At 61.7% G+C, this 17,500-nt stretch carries 16 protein-coding genes; 5 read left to right on the top strand and 11 right to left on the bottom strand.

Translation table 11 applies throughout. From position 1 onward, the window contains the following. Window positions 1-242: 242 nt before the first annotated feature. A complete protein-coding gene (locus D1820_RS08710) occupies window positions 243-515 on the top strand; it encodes a GFA family protein (protein ID WP_254683298.1) in 273 nt (90 codons plus the stop codon). A gap of 88 nt (window positions 516-603) precedes the next feature. Here D1820_RS08710 and eda read toward each other — a convergent pair whose 3' ends face one another. The 10 genes from eda to D1820_RS08660 form a co-directional block, all read right to left on the bottom strand. Beyond that, window positions 604-1,251 carry a bifunctional 4-hydroxy-2-oxoglutarate aldolase/2-dehydro-3-deoxy-phosphogluconate aldolase gene (eda, locus tag D1820_RS08705; protein WP_118068595.1) on the bottom strand — a complete coding sequence of 216 codons (648 nt, stop codon included), beginning with the start codon at window positions 1,249-1,251 and terminating at the stop codon, window positions 604-606. Window positions 1,252-1,254: 3 nt separating this feature from the next. Continuing rightward, window positions 1,255-3,078 (bottom strand): phosphogluconate dehydratase, encoded by a 1,824-nt coding sequence (edd, locus tag D1820_RS08700; RefSeq protein WP_118068594.1) that lies wholly within the window; start codon window positions 3,076-3,078, stop codon window positions 1,255-1,257. 67 nt (window positions 3,079-3,145) lie between these two features. Further along, on the bottom strand, window positions 3,146-4,606 hold the full coding sequence (zwf, locus tag D1820_RS08695) for a glucose-6-phosphate dehydrogenase (RefSeq protein WP_118068592.1): 1,461 nt from the start codon (window positions 4,604-4,606) through the stop codon (window positions 3,146-3,148). Between the two features lie 44 nt (window positions 4,607-4,650). Further along, window positions 4,651-6,267 (bottom strand): glucose-6-phosphate isomerase, encoded by a 1,617-nt coding sequence (gene pgi / locus D1820_RS08690; protein WP_118068590.1) that lies wholly within the window; start codon window positions 6,265-6,267, stop codon window positions 4,651-4,653. 193 nt (window positions 6,268-6,460) lie between these two features. Beyond that, window positions 6,461-7,456 carry an ABC transporter ATP-binding protein gene (locus tag D1820_RS08685; RefSeq protein WP_118068589.1) on the bottom strand — a complete coding sequence of 332 codons (996 nt, stop codon included), beginning with the start codon at window positions 7,454-7,456 and terminating at the stop codon, window positions 6,461-6,463. A 12-nt stretch (window positions 7,457-7,468) separates the two neighbouring features. Beyond that, a complete protein-coding gene (locus D1820_RS08680; RefSeq protein ID WP_118068587.1) occupies window positions 7,469-8,560 on the bottom strand; it encodes a Gfo/Idh/MocA family protein in 1,092 nt (363 codons plus the stop codon). A gap of 142 nt (window positions 8,561-8,702) precedes the next feature. After that, window positions 8,703-9,542 carry a carbohydrate ABC transporter permease gene (locus D1820_RS08675; RefSeq protein ID WP_040179514.1) on the bottom strand — a complete coding sequence of 280 codons (840 nt, stop codon included), beginning with the start codon at window positions 9,540-9,542 and terminating at the stop codon, window positions 8,703-8,705. A 10-nt stretch (window positions 9,543-9,552) separates the two neighbouring features. Further along, window positions 9,553-10,479, bottom strand: coding sequence for a carbohydrate ABC transporter permease (locus tag D1820_RS08670; RefSeq protein ID WP_040175537.1), 927 nt, complete (start codon window positions 10,477-10,479; stop codon window positions 9,553-9,555). Between the two features lie 83 nt (window positions 10,480-10,562). Further along, window positions 10,563-11,816: an ABC transporter substrate-binding protein gene (locus D1820_RS08665; protein ID WP_118068586.1), complete on the bottom strand. Its 1,254-nt coding sequence runs from the start codon at window positions 11,814-11,816 to the stop codon at window positions 10,563-10,565. A gap of 76 nt (window positions 11,817-11,892) precedes the next feature. Then, a complete protein-coding gene (locus D1820_RS08660; protein WP_118068584.1) occupies window positions 11,893-12,822 on the bottom strand; it encodes an N-acetylmuramic acid 6-phosphate etherase in 930 nt (309 codons plus the stop codon). A 177-nt stretch (window positions 12,823-12,999) separates the two neighbouring features. Here D1820_RS08660 and D1820_RS08655 point away from each other — a divergent pair, with 177 nt between their 5' ends. The 4 genes from D1820_RS08655 to nagA are packed head-to-tail and all read left to right on the top strand — an operon-like array spanning window position 13,000 to window position 16,867. Continuing rightward, entirely contained in the window at window positions 13,000-13,902 is a 903-nt protein-coding gene (locus D1820_RS08655) for a BadF/BadG/BcrA/BcrD ATPase family protein (RefSeq protein WP_118068583.1), read from the top strand. Further along, the gene (locus D1820_RS08650) at window positions 13,899-14,657 is read left to right on the top strand and encodes a GntR family transcriptional regulator (protein WP_118068581.1); all 759 of its coding nucleotides are present in this window, start codon (window positions 13,899-13,901) and stop codon (window positions 14,655-14,657) included. Before D1820_RS08655 ends, D1820_RS08650 begins: the two co-directional genes overlap by 4 nt. Before the next feature lie 24 nt (window positions 14,658-14,681). Beyond that, window positions 14,682-15,710, top strand: coding sequence for an SIS domain-containing protein (locus tag D1820_RS08645; RefSeq protein WP_118068580.1), 1,029 nt, complete (start codon window positions 14,682-14,684; stop codon window positions 15,708-15,710). Continuing rightward, the gene (gene nagA / locus D1820_RS08640) at window positions 15,707-16,867 is read left to right on the top strand and encodes an N-acetylglucosamine-6-phosphate deacetylase (RefSeq protein ID WP_118068578.1); all 1,161 of its coding nucleotides are present in this window, start codon (window positions 15,707-15,709) and stop codon (window positions 16,865-16,867) included. The genes D1820_RS08645 and nagA overlap by 4 nt, the downstream gene beginning before the upstream one ends. A gap of 103 nt (window positions 16,868-16,970) precedes the next feature. Here nagA and D1820_RS19110 read toward each other — a convergent pair whose 3' ends face one another. Continuing rightward, window positions 16,971-17,375, bottom strand: coding sequence for a hypothetical protein (locus tag D1820_RS19110; protein ID WP_162894083.1), 405 nt, complete (start codon window positions 17,373-17,375; stop codon window positions 16,971-16,973). Between the last annotated feature and the right edge of the window lie 125 nt (window positions 17,376-17,500).

The raw sequence follows: 17,500 nt of genomic DNA, 5'->3' as shown, positions 1-17,500 counted from the left end.
TGCCAGATTTGTTGAGGTGCCGCCCCGCTGAGACCGCCGGTGTCGCGCGTCGCGTTTGGGATTGCCCGATCTCGAATGTTCATGTATTGTTCCTGTGAATTGTGCAGCGAAGGATTGATGTGATGATTGACGGGAGCTGTTGCTGTGGAGCGGTCAAATTCCGACTGAAGGCGGAGCCAAGCATGATGGGCACGTGCCATTGTTCGCGCTGCTGAAAGGCGGGGGCGAGCACCATCGTTTTTGTGAAACGGGAAGATCTGACCTGGGTCGCGGGCAGGGATCAGGTGGCCCTGTACCAGCCGGGTGCGCCGTATAAATACGGAAGATGTTTCTGTAGGATCTGCGGCAGCTCGCTTGGCGAAATCCTATCCGAGGAGGATAGTTTCCCGATTGCCGCAAATGCGCTGGACAGCGAGATCTCGACCAGAAACCGGTTCCATGAATTCGTGTCGGAGAAGCCCGGCTGGTATGAGATTTGCGACGATGCGCCGAAATCCAGCGGTCATCCGGCCTGATCCACCTGCTTTGAGCGGCGTATAGCCGTGGCCGTCCCGCAGCGCCGTTTGCACAGGGCTGCGGGCTTGTCTCTGTCAGAGCTCTGGGTCAGCGTGGCAGTTGGCTGGCGGCGCGGGCGAGGTCGCGGATGCCGTCCCAGTCACCCGCCTCAATCAGTTTCGCCGGTGCCACCCAGCTGCCGCCGGCGCAGACCACGTTGGACAGCGACAGGTAGCTGTTTGCATTGTCCGGGCTGACGCCGCCGGTCGGGCAGAAGCTGATCTGCGGCAGCGGGGCGCCAATGGCCTTGAGCGCGGGCGCGCCGCCTGAGGCCTCAGCCGGGAAGAATTTCAGCATGTCATAGCCGCGGTCCAGCAGGCGCATCGCTTCGGAGGCGCTGGCAGCACCGGGCAGCATCGGCAGGCCTGCGGCTTCCGCCGCGTCCAGCAGCGTGTCGGTGGCACCGGGGGAGACGCCGAACTGTGCCCCGGCAGCGACGGCGCGGGTGACATCCTCTGGCGTGATCAGCGTACCGGCACCAACAACGCCGCCTTTCACTTTCGCCATTTCGGCGATCACATCCAGCGCGGCGGGGGTGCGCAGCGTGACCTCCAGTGCGGGCAGGCCACCGGCGACCAGCGCCTCTGCCAGCGGCCGGGCGTGGGCGACGTCATGGACAACCAGAACCGGCACGATGGGGGCCAGTTGGCAGATCTCGCGGGCACGGGTGCTGGCGTCTTGTGGGGTGATGGCCATGGGTCAGTCTCCGATCAAGGTCGAGAATACGGTGGCGCCGGTGTCGGCAGAGGTGACGGCATTGCGGAATAGCGCGAACATCTCGCGGCCGGTGCCATGCTGATAGGCGGAGAGATCGGCGACCACCGGCTCGCGGGCATCAAACCCCTCGCTCAGGACCTCCAACGTCCCGGTGAGAGCATCAACCCGCACGATGTCGCCGTCACGCAGTTTGGCGATTGCGCCGCCATCCAGCGCTTCCGGCACCACATGGATGGCGGAGGGGATCTTGCCCGAGGCGCCGGACATGCGGCCATCGGTGACCAGCGCAACCTTCTGACCGCGCCCCTGCATGATGCCGAGGAAGGGCGTCATCGAATGCAGCTCCGGCATGCCGTTGGCCTTCGGCCCCTGGAAGCGGACCACGATGACAACGTCGCCTTTGTCCAGTTCCCCGGCCTTGAAGGCGGCTTTGGCTTCCTCCTGATCGTGGAAGACACGGGCCGGGGCTTCGACCACGCGGTGTTCGGGCGCGACGGCGGAGATTTTCATCACCCCGGTGCCGAGATTGCCAGACAGCCGGGCCAGACCACCGGTGGGCTGGAAGGGGTCGCTTGCCGGGCGAATGATCTTGTCGTTGAGGGTCTCAGCCGCGCCCGGTTTCCAGACCAGACCATCGTCACCAAGGAAGGGTTCGGCGGTGTAGCTCTCCAATCCGCTGCCCGCGACCGTGCGGGTGTCGGCGTGAAGGTGACCTGAGTTCAGCAACTGACCGATCACGTAGCCCAGCCCACCTGCGGCATGGAAGTGGTTCACATCGGCAAGACCGTTTGGATAGACCCGCGCCAAGAGCGGCACCACGTCGGAGAGGTCAGAGAAATCCTGCCAGTCGAGAATGATGCCACCAGCACGGGCCATCGCGATCAGGTGGATCAGCAGGTTGGTGGAGCCGCCGGTGGTCATCAGCCCGACGATGCCGTTCACATAGGCACGCTCATCCAGAATATCGCAGACCGGCGTGTAATCATTGCCAAGCGCGCTGAGCGCCAGAGCGCGGCGGGCACCTTCCTCAGTCAGGGCGGCGCGCATGTCGGTGCCGGGATTGACGAAGGAGGAGCCGGGCAGGTGCAGGCCCATGAACTCCATTAGCATCTGGTTGGTATTTGCGGTGCCGTAGAAGGTGCAGGTGCCGGGGCCGTGATAGGCGGCCATCTCCGATTTCAGCAGTTCGTCACGCCCGATTTCACCGGCGGCGAATTTCTGGCGGACCTTGGCCTTGTCGTCGTTGGAAATGCCGGAGGTCATCGGACCGGCGGGCAGGAATACTGCGGGCAGATGGCCAAATACCTGCGCGCCGATGACCAGACCCGGCACGATCTTGTCGCAGACGCCGAGGTAGACGGTGGCGTCAAAGACATTGTGGCTGAGGGCGATGCCGGTGGCCATGGCGATTGCGTCGCGCGAGAACAGGCTCAGCTCCATCCCCGCCTCGCCCTGGGTGACGCCATCGCACATGGCCGGCACGCCACCGGCCACCTGTGCGGTGCCGCCGACGCGGCGTACGGCGTCGCGGATCCGTTGCGGGTAGGTTTCAAACGGCTGATGCGCCGAGAGCATATCGTTATAGGCGGTCACAATGCCGAGGTGCCCGGCGGTGCCTTCGGCGAGGGGCATCTGATCCTCACCGGTGGCGGCATAGGCATGGGCCTGACCGCTGCACGAGAGATGGGCGCGGGCAGGGCCTTTGCCCTTGGCGGCGCGCATCCTGTCGAGATAGGCAGCGCGGGGTTTGGCGCTGCGGGCGATAATTCGGTCTGTGACGTCGCGGACTGTTTGGTTCAAACGCATCAGGTGCCTCTTTCAGTCAGTCAGGTGCCGGTTGATCGGATCGTGTCGGGAGCGAGAACGGGCAGGTTCAGGAGCCGATGCCGCGCCAGCGTCGGTTGTCGCGGTGCATCAGGAGCAGCGCATCCTCTGGCCCGGAGCTGCCGGGATCATAGGGCTGTGGGCTGTCATTGCTGTTGTCGGCCCAGCCCGCGATGATCGGATCGGCCCAGGCCCAGGCGGCCTCGACCTCATCACCGCGCATGAACAGGGTCTGGTTGCCCCGGATCACATCCATGATCAGCCGTTCATAGGCGTCCTGCGGGCGTCCGGCCTCTGGCAGGCTGTCGGCAAATGTCATGTCGAGATTGGCACCGGTCAGGCGCATGCCACCAGGGCCGGGATCCTTGATGGTGGTGCGCAGGGTGATGCCCTCGTCCGGTTGCAGGCGAATGACCAGCACATTGCCCTTGATGCCGCCGGTGCCGGTGTCCTCGGCAAAGATGTTGTGCGGCGGGTCGCGGAAGAACACCGCGATTTCCGACTCGCGGGCGCGCAGGCATTTGCCGGTGCGCAGATAGAACGGCGTACCGGCCCATCGCCAGTTGGCGACCTCCACCTTCATCGCGATGAAGCTTTCGGTGGTGCTTGCGGGATTGCCTGCATGGTCGCGGTAGGAGTCTCCCTCCGGGCCGCGATACTGGCCACGGGCGATCTGATCCGGGGCGACGGGGTTCAGCGCCTCGATCACCTTGACCTTCTCGTCGCGCACGGCGTTGGGGGTGAAGCGGGCGGGGGGCTCCATCGCGGTGAGGCACAAGAGCTGCATCAGGTGGTTCTGGACCATGTCGCGCATGGCGCCGGATTTGTCGTAATATTCGCCGCGCCCTTTGACGCCGATGCTCTCGGCAACGGTGATCTGCACATGGTCGATGTGCGAGGAGTTCCACAGGGGTTCAAAGAGAGAATTGGCAAAGCGCAGGGCCATCAGGTTCTGGACGGTCTCTTTGCCCAGATAATGGTCGATCCGGTAGATCTGGTGTTCTTCGAAATTCGCGCGCAGGGCGGCATTCAGCGCCTGGGCTGAGGCCAGATCATGGCCGAAGGGTTTTTCCAACACGATACGGCTGTCGGGGGTGGCGATCCCGGTGGAGCGCAGACGGCCCGCGATATCGGGGAACAGGCTGGGCCCGACGGAGAGGTAGAAGGCGCGGATGGCATCATCGCGCAGCAGATCGCCAAGCGCCTGCCAGCCGTTGTCGCCGCGCGCGTCTACAGCGGTGTAGTGCAGCAGATCCACGAAGGCTGCGATTTCGTCGTCGCTGGTCTCGCCCGGCTGGCCATAGGTGCGGATGGCGTCGGCGACCATCTCCTGAAACCCCTTGCGGTCCATTTCGCTGCGCGAGGTGCCGATGATGCGGCAATCGTCAGAGAACTGTCCGATCTGGAAACGGTGGAACAGGCTGGGCAGGATCTTGCGGCGGGCGAGGTCCCCGGTCGCGCCAAACAGCACGAGATCAAAGGACTGGACGGGAATGACGCGGGATACCATGGCTTTTTCTCTGTCAGCTGAGGGGCGGAAGGGCGGCGGGCGGATCAGGTGAGTTTGGACAGCAGGCCCCGGGTGGAGCCGTCTTTGGCCTCGTAAGCTTCGGGCGGGGCGGAGCCATCGACCAGCGGCAGCAGGCTGACGGCCAGTTCCTTGCCCAGCTCCACGCCCCATTGGTCAAAGGAGTTCAGCCCCCAGATCACCCCTTCGACAAAGACGCGGTGCTCATAAAGCGCGATCAGCTGGCCAAGCACAAAGGGCGTCAGTTTAGGATAGGCGAGGGTCACAGAGGGGCGATTACCAGCAAAGGACAGGTGCCCGGCCATCTGTTCCAATGCCTCGCCGGTGAAGCCGCGTTTGGCGGCGATGGCGCGGGCCTCCTCGCGGGATCGGCCCAGCATCAGCGCTTCAGACTGGGCGAGGCAATTGGAGACCAGAAGCTGGTGGTGGTGGGTCAGATCCCCCTCATGCGCCTCAGCCGCAATAAGGAATTCGGCAGGTACCACGCGGGTGCCCTGATGTAGCAACTGATAGAAGGCGTGCTGGCCGTTGGTGCCGGGTTCGCCCCAGACAATCGGGCCAGAGTCGCGCGGCAGCGGGCTGCCATCCAGTGCGACGCTCTTGCCATTGCTTTCCATATCCAGCTGCTGGAGATAGGCGGGGAAGCGGGCCAGACGTTGGTCATAGGGCAGGATCGCGCGGCTGTCGTAGCCGCAGATATTGTGGTGCCAGATGCCAGTCATCGCGAGCATCACCGGCAGGTTTTCGCGGAACGGTGCGGTGCGGAAATGTTGGTCCATCGCGGCGGCGCCGGACAGGAACTGGCGGAAATCTTCCGCTCCGATGGCGATCATGATCGGCAGACCCACCGGCCCCCAGAGCGAGTAGCGCCCGCCCACCCAATCGGCAAAACCGAAGACCCGTTCGGGGGCAATGCCAAAGGTTGAGGTTTTGTCCCGAGCGGTCGAGACGGCCGCCAGATGCGTAGAGGTGTCATCCCCCAGTGCGGCGCGCAGCCAGTCCAATGCGGTGCGGGCATTGGTCATGGTCTCAATGGTGGTGAAGGTCTTGGAGGCGATGATCACCAATGTGGTTTGTGGATCCAGCCCCTTCAGTGTGTCGGCGATATGGGCGCCATCCACGTTGGAGACGAAATGACAGCGGGGGCCATCATGGTAAGGCGCCAGGGCCAGTGTGGCCATGGCGGGGCCAAGGTCGGAGCCGCCAATGCCGATATTGATCACATCGGTGAATTTTGCGCCTGTTCCTGAACGGATGCTGCCATCGCGTAACGCCGTGGCGAAACTCGCCATCTGTTGCAGGGTCTGGCGGATGGCGGGCAGGACATCGTCACCATCGACTTTGATCGGCTCATCAGTTTGCGCCCGCAGCGCGGTGTGCAGGACCGCGCGGTCTTCGGTGGTGTTGATCTTCTCACCGTGAAACATCCGGCTGATGCGATCCGCCAGTCCGGCCTCAGCTGTGATCCGCTCCAGAAGCGAGAGCGCGGTGGTGTCGAGCGCGGTTTTGGAATAGTCCAACAACAGACCGTCTGTTTCGGCAGAGAAGGTCTGAAACCGGTCAGGCGTGTCAAACAGCGACAGCAGCGCGGTATCGGCAGTCTGTGCCCGGTGCTCTGCCAGAAGTTGCCAGGTCTGCGTCATCGTCGGTCTCCCTCGGTTGGTCTCGCCCAGTTGTGATTCATCCAGTCGCGAATCACTCTGGGGTGCCGTTGTTGTATAGTTAGCGCTAACATGTATGTTTGTAACGCCCTAATATAGCTGGCCGTTGGATCAGGCCAAATAGACTGGCCCGGTGTGATGTGCCTGTAATAAGAGCGCGCGCAGCAGAGTGCGATCAGATACGTTGTCCCGTGGCATCAAAAGTGAGGCAATTCACGGGGTCGAAATCGAATTGCAGCGTCTCGCCCACATCGGTTTCATGCTGCCCAAAGAGCCGCGCAGTGAAGGTGAGGTCCTCGCCCATGTCGACGAGGATATTGGTATCTCCGCCCAGCTTTTCCACATGGATCACTTCCCCCGCGAGGGGGCCATCAGGGCTGATGCGGGCGTATTCCGGGCGGATGCCGATGAACTGACCGGCGGTGCCACCAAGGCGTTGCGCCGGCACAAAGTTCATCGCGGGCGCGCCGATGAATTCCGCGACAAAGCGATTGGCGGGATTGTTATAGAGCTCCATCGGGCTGCCGACCTGTTCAATGCGGCCATCGCGCAGCACCACGATCTTGTCGGCGAGGGTCATCGCCTCGATTTGGTCATGGGTGACGTAGATCATGCTGGCCGACAGCTGCCGGTGCAGCCGGGCGATTTCCAGCCGTGTGTTCATGCGCAGGGCCGCATCAAGGTTGGAGAGCGGTTCATCAAAGAGAAACAGTTTCGGTTCGCGCACCACGGCGCGCCCGATGGCGACCCGCTGGCGTTGGCCGCCGGAGAGTTCGGAGGGGCGTCGGTCCAGATAGTCTTCCAGCGACAACATGCGGCTGGCTTCGGCGACGCGCGCGGTGATTTCCTCCTTGGGCTGGCGTTCCTGTTTCAGCGCCAACGCCATGTTTTCGCGCACGGAAAGATGCGGGTAAAGCGCGTAGGACTGAAACACCATGGCAATGCCGCGTTTGGCGGGGGGCGTGGTGGTGACAGTCTGGCCGCCGATGGAAATTTCGCCTGCGGTGGCATCTTCCAGCCCGGAGATAACCCGCAGGAGGGTGGATTTCCCACATCCCGAGGGGCCGACAAAGACCACGAATTCGCCGTCTTCGACGGTGAGGTTGATGTCTTTCAGCACCTCGACCGGGCCGAAGGATTTGCAGACATTGGTGAGCTGTAGGGCAGTCATGGCGGTAATCCTTCAGGTCTTCGGGGTCAGAGATGGAGAGGCGGGCGCTGTGGCCTCGGCCTCTGTCAGGTCAGATGTCAGATCGACAGGCGCGCCGCTGCGGATGCTCTGGTCGGCGGCCAGACAGATCGCCAGCGAGGCAACGGCGTCCTGCATATGCCGCTCCATGTCGATGTCCTCGGCGATGACGCGCAGCATATGGGCCTGTTCAGCGGCGCAGAGGGCGTCATGGTTGGGCTCCTCGGGTAGGTCGATGCGGCGGTCGGGGGTGCCTTGGGTACTGCGATGTACGATCAGGCTGCCGACGGCGGTGTGGCTGTCCACATCGTCTGAGCCGGTCTTGTCTATTTCGGTGATCGAGACGGAGCCATTGGGCGACACCACGTCTTTCACGAAATAGGCGGTCTCCGACATCATCGGACCCCAACCGGCCTCGTACCAGCCGACGGAACCGTCGGAGAAACTCACCTGAAACTGGCCGTAGTTATACATATCTTCGGCGATTTCGTCGGACAGGCGCAGGCCGATGCCGTGAACGCGCTGGGGCGTGGCATCGGTGATCTGGCACATGACATCGACGTAATGCACACCGCAATCCACGATCGGAGAGGTGGTCTGCATCAGCGCTTTATGGGTGTACCATGTCGGCCCATCGGACTGCTGGTTGAGATTCATGCGGAACACATAAGGCGGGCCGAGATCGCGGGCCTCAGCAATCAGACGCTGCCAGCTGGGGTGATGGCGCAGGATATAGCCCACCATCAGTTTGCGCCCCAGACGGCGGGCGGCGTTGGTCACGGCACGCGCATCAGCAACCGTGGTGGCCAGCGGTTTTTCGACAAACACATGCGCGCCGGCTTCCATCGCCGCGATGGCATAGGCGGCGTGGCTGTCAGAATAGGTCGCAATGACCACCAAATCGGGTTTGCTCTGCGCCAGCGCCCGGTGGAAATCGCTAAAAACCGGATAGTCCTGCAAGGGAGCCTGCGCGGCCGTGCCAGAGCGGTTGACGAGGCCGACGATCTGCGCGGTGTCATCGTGGTGGTGAGCCATAGCATGGGAAAACCCCATATTGCCAAGGCCAGCAATCAGAACACGGGTCATTGGCAGCCTCCTGAATGGCGGTTCAGCTGCACAGCGGGTGAGTGCGCCGGACCAAGAGATGACAGAACCCTGCCATATTGGGGGGCTGGTCCGGCGCGGCCCGGCATCGGGGCCGGGCAGGGGGATGGTTTGCGCGGCAGCATCATTTGACCGCCCCGGAGGTGATGCCGCGGATGAGCTGGCGTGAGAAAATCACGTAGAGCACCATCACCGGCAGAATGGCCATCGACAGGGCGGATAGCACCGCGTTCCAGTCGGTGACGAACTGCCCGATGAAGACCTGGCTGCCCAATGTCAGCGTCTTGGTCTCCTCGGCCGGGGCCAGGATCAGCGGGAACCAGAGATCGTTCCAGATTGGGATCATGTTGAAAACCGCGACGGTGGCCATGGCTGGGCGCACCAGCGGCAGGACCAGTCGAAAGAAGATAGTGTATTCCGACAGCCCGTCAATGCGGCCGGCGTTTTTCAGATCGTCGCTCACCTGTTTCATGAATTCCGACAGGATGAACACCGCCAGCGGCAGCCCTTGCGCGGTATAGACAAGGATCAGCGCAGTCAGCGTGTTCACGAGGCCAGTGTCCACCATCAGTTCCAGGATGGCGACGGTGCCGATGCGGATCGGGATCATGATGCCAAGGGCGAGGTACAGGCCAAGCAACATATTGCCCTTGAACCGGTATTCCGCGAGGGCAAAGGCGGCCATGGCGCCAAACAGCAACACCAGTGCGAGGGAGACCACGGTAACAATCATCGAGTTCTGGAAGTAGAGGAAGAAATCCCCCTGCTTCAGGACTGTCTGATAGCCGACCATCGAAAACGTGTCTGATGTGGGCAGACCCAGCGGGTCGCGAAAGATCGCTTTACGGGTTTTGAAGCTGTTCACCAGAATGACGAAGACCGGAAACAGGGCGATCAGCGTGTAGGTGATCAGCGCGCCATGCGCGAGGATGCTGTTGAACGGGTTTGAGCGGGCTTTGTTCATCGTCCGATCCTCAGAACTGGTAGCGGCGCAGACGGGTCTGGATGCCGAAGAGATAGATACAGACACCGATCAGGATGATCGCGAACATGGCGGTGGCAATGGCGGATCCCATATGCGGATCGCCCAATTGCAGCTGAAAACCGAAGAAGGTGCGATACATGAAGGTGCCTAGGATGTCGGTGGAGAAGTCCGGCCCAGCGAGCGCACCTTGGGTGGTGTAGATCAGATCGAAGGCGTTGAAGTTACCCACAAATGTCAGGATTGAGATGATCCCGATGGAGGGCAGGATCAGCGGCAGTTTGATCTTCCAGAAGGCGGCCATTCCGGTAATGCCGTCAACCTCGCCCGCCTCGATCACCTCTTCCGGGATCGACAGGAGGGCTGCGTAAATCAGCATCATCGGGATGCCGACAAACTGCCAGACGGAAATCAGCGCCAGCGTGGTCAGGGCGTAGTCTTCCTTGCCGAGCCAGGGTGCGAACAGCCATTTCAGGCCGATGGCGTCCAAGAGGTCCGGTGTGATGCCCCAGATCGGCGAGAGGATCAGTTTCCAGGCAAAGCCGACGATGACAAAGCTGAGGATTGTGGGCACAAAGATCGCCGTACGATAGAGCGCTGCAAAGCGCAGCCGGGGATGGCTGAGGATCGCCGCCAATGCCACCCCGATCGGGTTCTGCACCAGCATGTGAACAAAGAAAAACCAGAAGTTATTGCCAAGCGCGTTCCAGAACTGTTCAGACCAGTTGGGATTGGAAAACAGGGTCTCGAAGTTGGCAAGGCCGACGAACTGGCGGATCTGGTCGCTTTCGCTGTAGAGCGCGAGCCGCAGAGTATTGAACAGCGGGAAAATCATGATGGCGGTGTAGACCAGCACAGCGGGCGCAAGGAAAACGGCGATATGCCAGCGTCTGCGCGGTTTATGAGAGGTATTTTGCATGATGTGTCCCATCTATCGGCGGGTCCGGGCCGCATGGGGCCGCCCGGACGCCTGAGTGTCAGGTCAGTCAGGTGGTGGCGCGCTTACTTCTGCGGTTCGTACCAGCTGGCCAGACCCTCTTGCAGCTCTGCGCCCAGATCAGCAGGAGCTTTGGTGCCCTTGATCGCAGCAACGGAGGCGCCCCATGTCTCATTTTCGAGGTTGGGCGTGCCGCGCGACAGGATCTGATAGGTGGAGCGGATGGTGCTCTCACACTCGCCACGCCAGGAGACAAACTCCTGCGCCAGCGGATCCTCCATTGCGACCTCATGGTTCGACAGCGAGAAGAAGCCCGGCAGCGCATTTGCGTAGATGCTGGCGAATTCAGCCGAGCCGACCCAGTTCAGGAAGGTCTTGGCAGCCTCGGCATTGGGGGAGGCGGCGTTCAGACCCACGGCGATGTCGGTGTGATCCGAGATGTAGCAGGTGTCACTTGCGGCTTTGACCGGCGGTTTGAAGGCGCCCATTTCAAAATCAGCCTGAGTGTTGAAGCCGGAGATTTCCCAGCTGCCCGCCGGATAGATCGCGGCGCGGCCCAGGGTGAAAATGTTCTGGCTGTCGGGATAGGTCTGCGCCTCATAGCCGTCGCCCATGTACGCGCCCCATTTCGACAGGGTCTCATAGGGTGCAACCCACTGATCATCGGTCAAGTTTTGCTCACCTGCGAGCAGGGCAAGACGGCCTTCCTCACCCTTCCAGTAGTTCGGGCCGATGTTGTTGTAGCCCATGGTGGCGGCTTCCCACTGGTCGTTGGTGCCCATCGCCAGAGGAACGTAATTGCCGTCCTGTTTGATCTTTTCCAATGCGGCAAAGAACTCGTCTTCGGTGTCAGGCGCATCGATACCCAGCTCGGCAAAAGCATCTTTGTTATAGATGAAGCCGTGGATCACCGAGGCAATCGGCACACAGAAGGTGGCGGAACCATCGTCGGTCTGCCAGGCAGATTTGGCCACATTGGAGAAGCTGCCCATGGCCTCCAGATCAGAGAGATCGGCCAGTTGGCCCTTGTCATAGAGACCAAGCGAGGCGTCAAAAGGGCGACATGTGATCAGGTCACCGGCGCTGCCCGCATCGAGTTTGGAATTCAGCACCGCATTGTATTCTGCCGGGGCGGAAGGGGTGAATTTCAGCTTAATGCCGGGGTTGGCCGCTTCAAAAGCGGGGATGATCTTGTCCTGCCAGAGGGCGAGGTCATCATTGCGCCAGCTCTCAATGGTCAGCGTCACGTCTTCAGCAGCTGCGGCGCCGCCGATCACGGTCGAGCCGAGCAGCGCGAGGGTAAAGAGTTTCCGTGTCATTCAGTATCTCCCAGTTTGCATGTTGGTATTTGTAATCAGGGTCTTGGTGACCTCTTGGGTGGCGCATGGCCGACCGTTACACCTGTGCGAGCGCAGCTCGCAGGTTGTTCTTGTGATGGCGCAGCAGTGTTTCTGCCGCGGTGGGTGAGGCGGCCCCCTGCAGCAGCAGAATGGCGGGCTTTACCGCGCCGCCGGTCTGATCCAGCGCCCGGGCTGCGGCCTCGGCGTCCTGCCGGGTGAGGGTGCTGACAATGCGGATGGCGCGCTGGCGCAGCTTGGCATTGTCGGCGATGAGGTTGACCATCATGCCGTCCATCACATGCCCCAGCCGGATACCGGCCAGCGTGGACATCATATTGAGCGCAGCCTTCTGTGCGGTGCCGGCCCCCATCCGGGTCGATCCTGCGATGACCTCTGGCGGAGTGGGCAGGCAGATCGCCACATCCGCCAGGTTCAGCAGCGGCGTGTCGGCGTTGTTGGCGATGGCGATCACCTTGGCCCCGGCGGCCTGCGCCCTCCGGGCAAAGCTCATCGGGAATGGGGTGCTGCCGCTGGCCGAAAGGGCGACAACCACATCATTTGCGGTCACGGTGGCGGCGGCTTTGGCGCCTGCCGCAGTATCGTCTTCGGTGTGGCCGGGCATGCGCCCGTCCGCAGGGATGCCCCCCGCCATGTGAATGGAAATCTGATCGGCGCTGATGCCGAATGTTCCGGGCAGTTCTGCACCATCGGCCAACGCCATCAGGGCGGAGGAGCCTGCGGCTGCGTAATGCAGATGGCCGCCATTGTGCAGGCCGCTTGTCAGCAGGGCCGCACCGGCTGAGATCGCAGTGTGGGCGCTGGCTACAGCTTCCAATGCGCGCAGCTGACCGTCCAGCAGGGTGTCGAGGATCTCCGCGTCGGCGCGCAGATCCAGCCCCTGCGCATCGGGGTGCAGCGTCTCTGTCTGCGCCTCAGCCTGCGCCGGTTTACGGGCTATGGAGTGTTGATCGCTCCTCGATCCCATGTGATTCCTCCCCCTCAGGTGAATGAGAAGTATTTAATACCTATACAATACCACTTGTCTACCATTTAATTTATGGGGAGGTTTTTCGCGGTGAATTCAGCTAATTACCCGGCCGAATGGTAATCTTGCTATTAGAGAGGTCTTTATTTTGCGTGAAAGGTATCTTATAGGTATTGCATGACCGACTCACGCTTTCCATATCTGATCGCCGTGGATGGAGGGGGGACCTCCTGCCGCTTTGCCTTACTGAAATCCGGGGCGACACCACCGCAGCAGCTGGTGGTGACTGGCGGCAGCGCCAATGTTTATACGGCGCCTGATCAGGCGGTTGTTACCCTGAGTGCCGGATTGGCGGATTTGCAGCGGCAGTCGGGTCTAACTGATGAGGTGTTTTCTCAGATACCGGTCTATGCCGGACTGGCCGGTGTCATTGATCGCGAGTCTGCCGCGCGTGTCGCGGAGGCCCTGCCACAGGCGCATGTCCGGGTGGAAGATGACCGCATGCCCGCTGTGGTGGGCGCATTGGGGGAGGAGACCGCCAGCCTCATCGGGGTTGGCACCGGGTCGTTCCTCGGGCGTCAGGTGGCCGGTCAGGTTACGCTTATTGGTGGCCATGGCACGGTCCTGGGGGATGAGGCCTCGGGCGGCTGGCTGGGGCGGCGTGTGTTGCAGTTGACCTTGCAGGCTGCTGAAGGGGTCGAGCCGATGACGCCGCTTCTGCGCAGTTGTTTGCGCGATTACTCCAATGAGACAGCGAAGATCGTCCGGTTTGCCCAGACCGCGCGGCCGGTGGCCTTTGGCGCCTATGCGCCGCGCGTGGCCAAAGCTGCGGCGGAGGGTGATGCGGCGGGCCGACGGCTGATGACGGAGGGCGCAGAGTATCTGTGCAACGGGCTGCAGGCGCTGGGGCGTCGACCTGAGGAACCGGTTTACCATATCGGAGGTGTCGCCGCGCAATACGCCGCTTATCTGCCTGCGGATGTGGCGGATTATCTGCGGGGGGCAGAAGGCTCACCGTTGGATGGCGCGCTGGAGCTGTCGCGCCGATTTGCCCGCGAGATCGCGCAGGAGGCAGTATGACGGTTGAGGAATTCCTGACGCCGGCCGCCTGGTTGGACGATGCGGCCGGTCCTCGCTATGTGCGGCTGCGCCAGCGCATTGAAGATGGCGTTGAAGCCGGGCTCCTCCCCAAAAGCGCGCCGCTGCCTGCGGAGCGGGAGATTGCAACACTCACCGGCCTGTCGCGGGTCACCGTACGCCGTGCGATGCAGGATCTGGTCGATCGCGGCATTATCGTGCAGCGGCAGGGTTCTGGCAGTTTTGTGGCGGATGGCACGCCCAAGGTGGAGCAATCGCTGTCGCAGCTGACCTCCTTTACCGAGGATATGGAGCGGCGCGGGTATGACACCAGCGTTGAATGGTTGGAACGCGGCATTCACACCCCGTCACCGGAAGAGGTGATGGCGCTGGCGCTGACCTCTGGCGAGGCGGTTGCCCGGATCGCGCGTCTGCGTCGGGCCAACGGGCGTCCGATGGCGATTGAACGCGCGTCGCTGCCGGTGGATATCTTGCCCAATCCGCAGGCGGTTCAAGGCTCGCTTTATGAGGTTCTAGAGCAATCCGGCAGCCGTCCGGCGCGGGCGTTGCAGCGGATCTCGGCGATCAACCTGCCCGAACAAGAGGCGCAGATGCTGGGGGTGGAGCCTGGGATGGCGGGGCTGAGCATCGTGCGGACATCCTATTTGCGCAACCGGCGCGTGGTCGAATTCACCCGCTCGATCTATCGCGGCGATGCCTATGATTTTGTCGCCGAGCTGCGGCTCGGGACGACCTAACCTGGCGACCCTGAGGAGGGGACCATGACAGATATCACCAAAATGCGTCGCGAGATCGACGAAATTCCGACGGCTGTAGAGCGGCTGCTGAGCCATAGCGGCGCTGAGATCGAGACCGTTGCAGATGCAGCGCGCGCCCTTGACCCGAATGTCATGGTGACCGTCGCGCGCGGTTCCTCCGACCATGTCTGCACTTATCTGAAATACGCGAGCGAGATCATGCTGGGGGTGCCTGTTGCCTCGGTCGGACCATCGGTGGCCTCAATCTACAAGGCGCCGTTGCGCCTGAAGGGCGCGCTGAGCCTCGCGGTGTCGCAGTCCGGCAAAAGCCCGGACATCGTGTCGATGGCGGACAGTGCGCGCAGGGATGGCGCGCTGTCGGTTGCGCTGACCAATGATGCGGCCTCGCCGCTGGCGGCGGCGGCGGATCACACGCTGGATATCCATGCGGGGCCTGAGCTGAGCGTGGCGGCGACCAAGACCTTTGTGACCTCGGCTGTGGCGGGGGTGTGGCTGCTGGCGCAATGGGATCGCAATCAGGCGGTTCTAGCGGCGTTGCACGCGTTGCCGGAGCAGTTGGACCGCGCCTGCCGGATCGACTGGCCCGAGGTGCGCGAGGCTATCGGTGCGCGGTCATCCCTGTTCACACTGGGTCGGGGGCAAGCGCTTGCCGTCTCCAATGAGGCGGCGCTGAAGTTCAAGGAAACCTGTCAGCTGCATGCGGAGAGCTATTCTTCGGCTGAGGTCTTGCACGGACCTGTGTCTATTGTGGAAGAGGGGTTCCCGGTGCTGGGCTTTGCGGCGGCGGATGCGGCGGAGGGCGCGCTGGCGGGTATTGCCGATCAGATTGCCGCCAAGGGCGCACAGGTCTTTGCCACCACGGATAAGGTCACGGCGGCACAGCAGGTGGATCACGTCCGCACGGATCATGCGCTGACCGATCCGATCAGTCTGATCGTGTCCTTCTATGCGATGGTCGAAGCCTTTGCAGCCTCACGTGGGATTGACCCGGATGCACCGCGACACCTGAAGAAAGTGACGGAAACGGTATGATCGAAGATATGCATCCGCTGCGCGCGTTGACCGGCGCGCGTATTCTGACCCCGGTGGGCTGGGAGGATGATTTTGCGCTGGTATTGCGCGGCGATCAGATCTCGGCGGTCTTGCCGATAGGCAAACTGCCCGAGGGGGCCGAGGTTACAGCACTTGATGGGGGGATACTGACAGCGGGGTTTGTCGATCTGCAGGTCAATGGCGGCGGTGGGGTCATGTTCAATGACGCCCCCGAACTGGAGCAGTTGCAGGTCATCGCTGCCGCACACGCGCGAATTGGTGCGACCTCGATCCTGCCGACGCTGATCACCGATACGCCGAACTTCGTTGCCCGCGCGATTGAGGCGACTATCGAGGCGATTGCTTCCGGTGTGCCGGGCATCGTCGGGCTGCATCTGGAAGGGCCGCATCTGGCTGTTTCGCGCAAGGGCGCGCATGATGCGTCGCTGATCCGCCCGATGAGTGAGGAGGATCTGGAGGTTCTGTGTGCTGCCGCCGCCCAGCTGCCGTTGCTTAAGGTAACGCTGGCCTGTGAGGCGGCCACCCCGGCGCAGATCAGGCGGTTGAGTGAGGCGGGTGTACTGGTCTCGCTGGGCCACACCGATGCCAGCCATGCCGATTGCGTGGCTGCGGTTGCGGCGGGTGCGCGCTGCGTGACTCATCTGTTCAACGCCCAGAGCCAGCTTGGCAATCGCGAACCCGGTGTTGTGGGCTCGGTGCTTGATCTTGGCGGGCTGTCCGCCGGGTTGATTGCCGACGGCGTCCATGTACACCCGGCGTCGATACAGGCGGCACTCGCGGCGAAGACTGGGCCGGGTCAGGTGTTTCTGGTCAGCGATTCCATGGCCACCGGGGGCTCGGACATTGACTGGTTTACACTCAATGGCCGTGAAATTCGCCGCGACAACAACCGTCTAACGCTGGCCGATGGCACCCTTGCAGGCGCGCATCTGGAGCTGGCAACGGCTGTGCAGATCCTAGTTAAGGACTGTGATGTCCCGCTGGAGACGGCGCTGGAGATGGCCTCCACCCGGCCTGCGGACCTCATTGGACGGTCCGATCTGGGGCGGCTGCAACCCGGCGCGCGCGCCGATGTACTGCATCTGAACGACGCGCTGGAGTTGCAGCAGGTCTGGCAGGGCGGGCTGGCGCTGTAGCTGCTGTTGTGACTGGTTGCGACGCAGAAACGGTGTAAATCAATCGGCGTGGTGCCAGTTCGTTTGGCCTGCGTCGTGCATTTGTTGACAAGCAATTACTGCCTCACTTGAGGCGAAACAGAAACTCTCTTTCATCGTTCAAATTTAAACAATCTACATGCCCTATTTCCTGCGCGTCTACTTTAGCCAACAGGGACCGCATGGCCATATTTCCAACTTCTGTTGACGTAAAAAGACGGTTAAATCTTCCATTTTGTATCGCATGCTTCATAAGTGCTTCTCCGTCTCCGCATCTACGATAATTTGAATTTAAGCAAAGCGTTGTGAGCAAAGGCCACCCCAGAAAGGCTCCTGAAGAAGTCCTGATATAGCAAACAGCGTTTGCTTCTTGTCCATCAGCAACCGTTATCTCCCCAGACTGTAAGTCAAGACGACGATCTCCGATAAACTCATCATAATTTTCTAATAGGGTGTAGTCGGAAAATCTGCCAAATCTAATTTTGTACATCTGCTAATATGTCCTCACTGAAATGAGTAGAAGCCAACGGTAAATTTGTCGACTCAGCCGACCAACATCTATTGCAGACGTCTTCAAGTATTTTGATCAAATTATTTGCCCGCGGAGGAAGGGAT

Source organism: Phaeobacter sp. LSS9 (assembly GCF_003443595.1).
Taxonomy (GTDB): Bacteria; Pseudomonadota; Alphaproteobacteria; order Rhodobacterales; family Rhodobacteraceae; genus Phaeobacter; species Phaeobacter piscinae.
This window is presented reverse-complemented; position numbering and strand designations above follow the sequence as displayed.